Origin of the sequence: Streptomyces sp. NPDC020731, from assembly GCF_044334705.1 — a bacterium.
Classification (GTDB): Bacteria; Actinomycetota; Actinomycetes; order Streptomycetales; family Streptomycetaceae; genus Streptomyces.
In genome coordinates this window covers 1-7,435 of the sequence record NZ_JBIRTN010000044.1, presented here as the reverse complement: position 1 = coordinate 7,435, position 7,435 = coordinate 1, and the positions used below count along the sequence as shown (strand labels likewise).

Annotated in this window: 8 protein-coding genes and 1 tRNA gene; 2 read left to right on the top strand and 7 right to left on the bottom strand. The window is 68.0% G+C overall.

Translation table 11 applies throughout. From position 1 onward, the window contains the following. Nucleotides 1-91: 91 nt before the first annotated feature. Together ACH4VX_RS35465 and ACH4VX_RS35460 are read right to left on the bottom strand one after the other, a co-directional pair. Nucleotides 92-721 carry a hypothetical protein gene (locus ACH4VX_RS35465; protein WP_398373436.1) on the bottom strand — a complete coding sequence of 210 codons (630 nt, stop codon included), beginning with the start codon at nucleotides 719-721 and terminating at the stop codon, nucleotides 92-94. A gap of 519 nt (nucleotides 722-1,240) precedes the next feature. Continuing rightward, nucleotides 1,241-1,314: transfer RNA gene (locus ACH4VX_RS35460), tRNA-Met, on the bottom strand. Nucleotides 1,315-1,472: 158 nt separating this feature from the next. Here ACH4VX_RS35460 and ACH4VX_RS35455 point away from each other — a divergent pair. Beyond that, a complete protein-coding gene (locus ACH4VX_RS35455) occupies nucleotides 1,473-2,384 on the top strand; it encodes a hypothetical protein (RefSeq protein ID WP_398373434.1) in 912 nt (303 codons plus the stop codon). Nucleotides 2,385-2,580: 196 nt separating this feature from the next. On the opposite strand, the gene ACH4VX_RS35450 is transcribed toward ACH4VX_RS35455, so the two are convergent. The 5 genes from ACH4VX_RS35450 to ACH4VX_RS35430 form a co-directional block, all read right to left on the bottom strand. Further along, nucleotides 2,581-3,153, bottom strand: coding sequence for a transcriptional regulator (locus ACH4VX_RS35450; RefSeq protein ID WP_355836607.1), 573 nt, complete (start codon nucleotides 3,151-3,153; stop codon nucleotides 2,581-2,583). Next, the gene (locus tag ACH4VX_RS35445; RefSeq protein ID WP_398373432.1) at nucleotides 3,153-4,727 is read right to left on the bottom strand and encodes a helix-turn-helix domain-containing protein; all 1,575 of its coding nucleotides are present in this window, start codon (nucleotides 4,725-4,727) and stop codon (nucleotides 3,153-3,155) included. Before ACH4VX_RS35445 ends, ACH4VX_RS35450 begins: the two co-directional genes overlap by 1 nt. Then, nucleotides 4,724-5,011: a helix-turn-helix domain-containing protein gene (locus ACH4VX_RS35440; RefSeq protein WP_073729847.1), complete on the bottom strand. Its 288-nt coding sequence runs from the start codon at nucleotides 5,009-5,011 to the stop codon at nucleotides 4,724-4,726. Before ACH4VX_RS35440 ends, ACH4VX_RS35445 begins: the two co-directional genes overlap by 4 nt. 118 nt (nucleotides 5,012-5,129) lie before the next feature. Further along, the gene (locus ACH4VX_RS35435; protein ID WP_398373430.1) at nucleotides 5,130-5,531 is read right to left on the bottom strand and encodes a hypothetical protein; all 402 of its coding nucleotides are present in this window, start codon (nucleotides 5,529-5,531) and stop codon (nucleotides 5,130-5,132) included. A gap of 169 nt (nucleotides 5,532-5,700) precedes the next feature. After that, nucleotides 5,701-7,179, bottom strand: a complete 1,479-nt coding sequence (locus ACH4VX_RS35430; protein WP_398373438.1) for a UvrD-helicase domain-containing protein — start codon at nucleotides 7,177-7,179, stop codon at nucleotides 5,701-5,703. Nucleotides 7,180-7,211: 32 nt separating this feature from the next. Between ACH4VX_RS35430 and ACH4VX_RS35425 the strand changes: the two genes are divergently transcribed. After that, a complete protein-coding gene (locus ACH4VX_RS35425) occupies nucleotides 7,212-7,391 on the top strand; it encodes a hypothetical protein (RefSeq protein ID WP_398373428.1) in 180 nt (59 codons plus the stop codon). The last annotated feature ends 44 nt before the right edge of the window (nucleotides 7,392-7,435 follow it).

Genomic DNA, 7,435 nt, shown 5'->3' with positions numbered 1-7,435 from the left:
CAGGTACGACAAACTCGCCGTCCGCTACGAAGCGACCGTGCTGGTCGCGGCCATCAACGAATGGCTGTGACCAGCACTTTCGCAACAGACCCTAGCCGATGCGGTGGTGGAACTCCTCGATGAAGCACCATGCCGCCGGGGTATGGCGGCGCGGGGTGTAGGGCCGGGGTTCCAGCAGCAGGTCCACGCTCTCGCCGTCGGCCACCAGGACGCCGATGCCGTAGAAGGCGGCTTCCATCAGCTTCTCCTCAGGCGCCGGTGGAGCGCTGTCCAGCAACAGGGCGCGTCGGCAGAAGGGGGCGAAACGGCCGGCTTGCTCGAGTCCTCCGCGCCAGCCCGCGGCGCTTGCCCGCACCACGGCGAGATCAACGGTGAGCGGCCGCACCGCGCGACGGGTGACCTCACAGCGGTCGACGTCGGCGGCACCGGCCGGAAGCCGACGTACCGCCGAACGCAGCCGTGCAGGCAGCGACGCCAGTGCAACGGGCTCGTCGACGGGCAGCTCCAGAAGCGTCTGCAGCGCATCAAGACTGTCGAGGCGTGCCGCTGAGACGCGGGCGCGGCGTGTGCATTCTTCCTCGTCAAGCCGGTAGAACAGCAGCGCCTGGCTGCCCATCAGCTGGAGCGAGACAGACAGTGCGGCCGGATCCAGCAGGGCCGCAGAGGCTGCGCGTACCGACGTGCCCACCGACGGGCTGGCCAAGGTCACCATGCCGTTCACCCTGCCTCATCCGACTTCAGCCGCACCCGGCGGCCCCGACTATCCCACCCGATGGGGCACAGCCGCCTCGTCCAAACGTTCCAAAAACGCGCCCAATCCCTGCCACAGTGCTATGGCGCCGATCGCCGGTAGAACTACTGCTGTTCCCCAGACACCAGGCCTGCGCTTGGCATGCCGCGGCCAGGTGGACCACGGCGCAGGTCCCGCACGGCACGGCGGCTCGGTGACGGTTATGCGCAGACCGGCTTTTGTGCAGACCAGGACGTGCTGCGGGATCCCAGCGCGGACCGCGCACATGGCGACCCTGCACCGTAGGCAGACGCCAGCCACTGCGATCCGCGCACCGTCACCGACGACTCCTCCGTTCGCCGCAGAGCGTCCAGCGAGAACGGCCTGGGATCGATCACCTCGGTCAGGCAGCAAGGACGGCCGGGCTCCCTGCCGGGCAAGAGTCAGACGTGGGCTCGTGCCAGGAACACGAAAGAGCCCGGATCGTGTAGATCCGGGCCTCTTCAGCAGTAGCGGGGACAGGATTTGAACCTGCGACCTCTGGGTTATGAGCCCAGCGAGCTACCGAGCTGCTCCACCCCGCGTCGGTATCCCCCACCGTACGTCATCCCAGCAGCCGCCGAAGACCACGTTCCGGTGCAGGTGTAGGTTCCACGACTTCGTAAGCAATTCCGCGTGATCACGAGCACTGTGCAAGCAAATCACCAGTTCGTGAGCAATAGCTGGCGTGCGGGGAGCCTTGGTGGTGTTCACTGAGGTGATCGACGCCGTCGTGAGGGGATCCATGGATGCTGAACCTGCCGAGCCGGAAGAGGCAGCAGCCGCGAAGCCAGGCGCTGTCATTGCTACAGCGGAGGTGACGCTGCCAAGTCTCAGCGTCGCAGTCACTGCGGAGACGGCCAAGGCAGTCGCGGAGGCCCCTGAAGAGCCTGGGAACCTCACCAGGCTCGTCCTCACTCCCCTGGGGAACCGACCCTACAAAGCCCCTGAGATCGTACCTGCCTGGTGGCGGCTGCGGAGCACCCACGATAGCGTCTCCGGCCTGTTCGACACGCTTCATCTGGTTCGCCGGACACGCGCGGCGCAACATAACAGGACGACGCGTGGGCGCCTGCACTCCGACGCCCAAGACCTCCTGCGGGCGGCCATCGTGTTCACTTCCGCCGGGCTGGACGCCACGGTTCAGGCGCTGATTCATCACTCAGTGCCGGTACTGATCGCCCAACCAGGTACCCCGAGACTCAAGTACGAGACCTTCATCGAGCAGCAGACCAAAGCTCCCCACGTAGACGAGGACTTCCTGGCAGCACTGAAGGAGCAGGATCCTGGTGTCGCACTGCTCGACCTCTACGTCGTGAGCAAGACGAAGGCGAGTTTCCAAGGAAGTAGCGATCTCCGTGACCGCGCTGGCGCTTCGCTGGGCATTTCCAACCAGCAAATCCCGAAGGCGCGGTTTGCCGCCCTCGATGCCTTTTTTACTGCCAGGAACGATGTTGCACACCGGCTCGACATGGAGAACGTCGGTCAGAGCACGACCAAGCCACTGACGAAGATCCGCGCTCAACAGGATGTACTGCAGATGTGTGACCAGGCGCTTCTTCTAGTCCGCGAACTGATCAAAGAGACGGCCGTGAATCTGGCCGCCAGCCGCTGAGCGCCTTCTCGCTCCGAAGGCCCAGACAAGCGAGCCGATTCAGGACAGCGCTCTTACCCTGAAGCAGCTGAACTGCTGCAACCAGATTGCTCATGATCCGTCGACGAACTACATCGTCAGCACTGCTTACCCATTCGGATGCCGCAGGTGAGTGGCTCGCGAGCGCTTACGAGTCTGCAGTTCATAGAGCAGGGCTCTATGCGGCAAAGCCGACGTTGGTGACGTACTCGTACTGGCCCCACTGCGAGCCGAGGTCGACGATCGTGTCCTGCCACGCTGCGTCGAGGCTCTGGTGGTCGCCGGCCGCCCAGGAGCCGACGATGCGGTCCCAGCGGCGCACGTTCATCGTCCGGTACTCCACCACGCGCTGCAACTGCTGCGGCACCTGGGACTGGTTGAGCGGGTGGATCTCCACCCGGGTGCCGCGTCCGTCGCGGTTGAGGCGTCTGAGGAGATGGCGGGCGACGTTGTGCCGGCGCACCGTCCGGTACGCCTGGTCGATGCGTTCCAGGCTGGTCTTGGAGGGGCGGCGTTTGCCCTCCAGCCAGGCCTTCAGCGTCCGGTGGGTCACGGTGAGTCCGGCGTCCTGCGCGGCCTTCAGGGTCTGGGTCGACTTCGTCAGGTAGTGCAGGCGCGCCATCCAGCCGCGCTTGGCGGTCACGGGAGTGGCGATGCCGCCCGCGAGTTCATCGAGTTTGCGCGCGACGGCGTCGCTGCCCTTGATGCCCCGGGCGCCGAACCTCCCGAAGTCGATGTTCTTCTCCGGCACTACTCCCCCTCGCCTTCGTGCTCAGCGTCGTCGGTTCCGGCGGTGTACGTGTCCTTGACCTTGACCTCGGTAACAGCTCGGCCTTCGGCGAAGACACGGCGCCAGTCACCGATGACGTGGAGTTCGTCGGTGCCCATCGCCCGGACGACGGCCAGGCCCTCGTCATGGGCCTTGAGTGCCTTGAGCCAGAGGTTGGCGAAGGCCTGGCTGCGGATAAGGTGCATCCAGTCCGGGCGGTAGAGCTCCCGGTTGTAGTTCGACTCCCCCATGGTGGAGACGAACTTCGAGTACATCGCCTTCACGTACTCCAGCGTCACCCTGTCGCCCTGCTCGATCGCCGTGTCGCGGGCGTCCTTCAGGGCGATACGGAACTTCTCCAGCAGGTTCTCCGTGGCCCCGGAGGTGTACGACTCGTGGATCTGAGGAGGCTCGCACAGCTGGTGCTTGGGGCCGGACAGGCGCAGCAGGAGGCGGAGCGTCGGCTCGGTGACCCACAGGGGGCCGGGCTCGTCCCGCTGGCCGATCGGGTTGGGCAGCACCGCCTCGTGCTCCCACTCGGGCGGGGTGATCAGGTGGACTCCGGAGCGGCGGCGGTCGTGGGCGAGGCCGGTGGAGTGCTCGAGCTGGCCCAGGGGGAGGTGCGTCTTGAGGGCGGAGAGGTAGGCGCCGTTGATGTCGAGCGCGGTCACCTGATGCCGGCCGGGCGGGAGTTCGTGGCGGGTCCACTTGGGGCGGGCTTCCCAGATCTGGTCCGCGCCGCGCGCGGTCTGCTTCTTGAGGATGTCGGGGATCCAGGGGTGCGCGATCATGTCGTAGCGAGCGCCCTTACGGGTCTCGTCCAGCAGTCGCATCGCGTCCGGGATGGCCCGCTTCACCAGCGCCGCCGTGGCTGCGTCGACGTCGCCCTGGTGCTCGGCGAGCGTGCCCTGCACGGCCTCGCGGATCAGGTCGACCGGGCCGGACGTCTCCTGGAACACGTGGCGGGCCGGGCCCTTGGAATGCTCCGTCGCACGCGCCGGACGTGTCGTGCGCAGCGGCGCCTTCGAGGTGTGCGCGGTGGGCTGCCCGGCTGGCGGGGCAGCTGAGGCCCCGGTGGCGGTGGGCTGGCAGTCGGCCGGGGTCAGGTGCTGAGCGAACCCCGCCACGCGTTGTCCGGCGGGACGGCCGCACAGCACACAGGGCTCAGGGGCGACGAGCAGCTCCACGTCGTCCCCTTCCTCGTCCTGGCCGAGGTCGAGCGAAGACAAAGGGGTGACAGTCGCGGCCGTGCCTGACGTGACGGGCTGCTCCGCAGCCGGCGCCGCCTCGGTCTCGGTCTCGGTCTCGGTCTCGGTGGCGAGCTTGGCGTTCAGCCCGTCCAGCAGGTAGGCGTATTTGGTGCGGATCTCGCCGGCCGGGTCCCGACCGCTTTCCCATCCGCTGAGGGTTGAGGGGCTCACGCCGAGCGCGCGTGCCACCTGTGCCTTGGACAGCCGAGCCCGCTCCCGCAGCTCGCGGCGCACGTGGCAGGGCGGGAGTTCGGCCTGGGGGCCGACGGCGTCAAGTAGCGAGTCGATCGCGTCGAAGTCGCTCACCGGCCCGTCCCCCTCGCTTCGGTCCGCGCGGTACGGCGCCTGTCGGCGGGCAGCGCCTCGCACGCTCTGGTCGGACCCGCCAGGAGATCCAGCGCGCCGATGCCGTAGTGCTCGGCCAGGACGTCGACGTCGCGCAGGCTCCAGGAGATGGTGCCCGACTGCCGGCGCGACACCTGTGTCTGCGTCAGTCCCAGCACCCCTGCGACCGACCGCTGCGATTCACCCGTCACCTGCATCAACGCGGCCACCGTCAGCCGCAGCGACTCCTCCAAGCGCAATCCCATGCCACCATCTTACCTGAATCCATGCAACTTTCGCATCTAAATCAGCTTTTCACTATCATCAATGCAGAAAAGCTTTCAGTGTTCTGAGGGAGCTGAAGGTTCTCGGGCACCCGGTGTGTCAGCGATCCATGCCGCCGGGATCACGCGGAAGCCGTCGGGCCACGCGCCGGGCTTCCCGATTCGCCTGGCGCGCCTGTTCCACCGCACGATCGGACAGGCACCGCGGGCACACGAGGTCCACGACACGGCGGTGCAGGGCCCGGCGCAGCCGGAGCCCGGGCGGTGGCGTCCACCCACGGCAGTGGCGGCGCACCGTACGCACTCCAGTGCCCAAGAGCGCGGCGACCAGGGAGGCGTTGCCGGCGTAGTTGGCCAGGAGGAACGCCATCTGCGCCTGGTGGCCGGCCGGGAACCGGGCCGCGAACTCGGTGAGCTCCTCGGCCTGGAGGAGGGCGTCGTGGCGTTCGCAGCGCGGCGTCTTCTTGTTGTTCCGGGCGATGCCCGGCGAGCTGATGTCCATAGCTCAAGAAGCCTGCCGGGGGCCGTCTGTGGACAGCGGGCTGCCATTGAGGGCTTCTCGCCTGCGCCGTCACCGACAGGGCAGCCGCCCGTCCCTTGCAATCCGTAACGCTGCTCCCCGTGCATCTTCCCAGCGGAGGCTCCAAAAGGCCCGGAACCCGCCCTGGGCATCACCACGGTGGCAGAGGACCGGCCGATGTCCCTTGCGGATGCTCGTTGATCCAGGACAGGCCGCCGATGTCGAGGCGGCGCCGGGTACGGGTGACGGCTACGTAGGCCAAGCAGGCCTCTTTTTCGTCGATCCGGCGGACGGTTTCCTGCCCCGTGCCGTCCGGCGGCCCGTCGGAGGGTGGGGTGAAGTCGTCGGCGATCTTCACCTGTGCCCATTCCCGGCCTTTGGCCTTGTGCGCGGTGGAGACGGTTACCTCGGCCTGGTCTTCGGGCGCGAGATGCGCCACGGCGGCCAGGATGGCGTCCGCGCCGTGGGTGTCGACCAGGTCGACCAGGGGTTGCAGATCGCGGCCGGCGGGGTCGTAGGCGGCGTAGTCCTGCAGATCGCCCCAGGTGGTGAACAGCACCAGTTCGGGGTGGGTGGTGCGGCGTCCTTCTTTGAGGTCGCGGGCTGCCAGGGCCAGATCGCGCAGGCTGTCTCCTCCCCCGGCCAGCGCCACCCGGTGTCCGTCGGACAGCAGCTCCATGACCTGGGCCATGGCGCCGACGTTGGTACGGCACAGGACCGCGTCGGGCCGGGTGACGGGGCCGAGTTCGGTGGGCACGGCGTCGGCGCCGGTGAGACGGATGGGGGCGTCGGCCAGGTGCAGCCAGCGGTTGGCTTCCTCAGCGAGGCGGGGGCCGAAGCGGAAGGACCGGGACAGGGCGAGCTGGGTGCCGTCGAAGCCGGCCATGACGTCTTTGGCGCCGCGCCAGTGGTAGATGGCCTGGGCGGAGTCGCCGACCATGACCAGCTGGGCGTGGTCGCGTTGGGTGAGGAAGATCTTCTCGACGACGGGGTTGGTGTCCTGGGCCTCGTCCAGGAGCAGGAAGTCGGCGTCGATCTTCGGCTGGGTGAGGGCCCAGATCTTGAGGTAGTGGTCGTGGTCGAAGCGGACGGCGCCCTCGTCGGGGTGCTGCAGGTCCAGCCACGCCTTGCGGGCGAACGGGACGAGGTGGGCGGCGAGTTCTGCGTGCAGGCTGGGCTCTTCCAGGCCGCGCAGCTGGGGGACGTGGTGGCGGGTGATCGTCGCGTCGGCCGTGTGGCAGAAGCGGGCCACGGTTCGCAGGGTGACATAGGAGAGGGTCTTTTGGGACAGGTCGCGGTCGCCGACACGGATGGCTTTGGTGATGCCGAGGGCTTGGCCGGTCTGCCAGGCGGGGCGGCGGGGGGCGCCCAGGCGGCTGGTGTAGCGGTGGCCGACGGCGGCGTAGGCCAGTGCGTGGGCGGTCTTGCACAAGACGCTTTTGGGGAAGCGCCTGGTGGCGTCCTGGGCGATGGCCCGGTTGTAGGCGAGGTAGCGGCCGCGGCGCTGGGTGGCGTGGGCGAGCTGGGTCAGGGTGGTGGTCTTGCCGGTGCCCGCGCCGGCTTGCAGGGACAGGTGTTCGCCGGCATGGAAGGCGTCGGCTGCGGCGGCCTGTTCGTCGGTCGGGTTCAGCACGGCGCGGCTCCGGAGGTGCGGGTCAGGCAGTGCCCGACGGCCGCGATGAGATGGGCTGGGGTGGTGTGGGCGAGCAGGTGCTGCAGGGCTCGTTCGAGGCGGTCGGCCTCGGCGGCGGCGTGCTGGGCAAGGTCCTGGTGAACGGCCAGCTCCAGGAAGGGGAGTGTTCAATGAACGGCGGATCCGATGATCAAGGAGACGCCAGATGAGCGACACCACCATCGAGCAGATACCGGGCAGCGAGCCGACGGCG

Bases quoted from the DNA above. Each gene is read 5' to 3' on its own strand.
- ACH4VX_RS35435 (WP_398373430.1), bottom strand. From the start codon at position 5,531: ATGGACATCAGCTCGCCGGGCATCGCCCGGAACAACAAGAAGACGCCG.
- ACH4VX_RS35440 (WP_073729847.1), bottom strand. From the start codon at position 5,011: ATGGGATTGCGCTTGGAGGAGTCGCTGCGGCTGACGGTGGCCGCGTTG.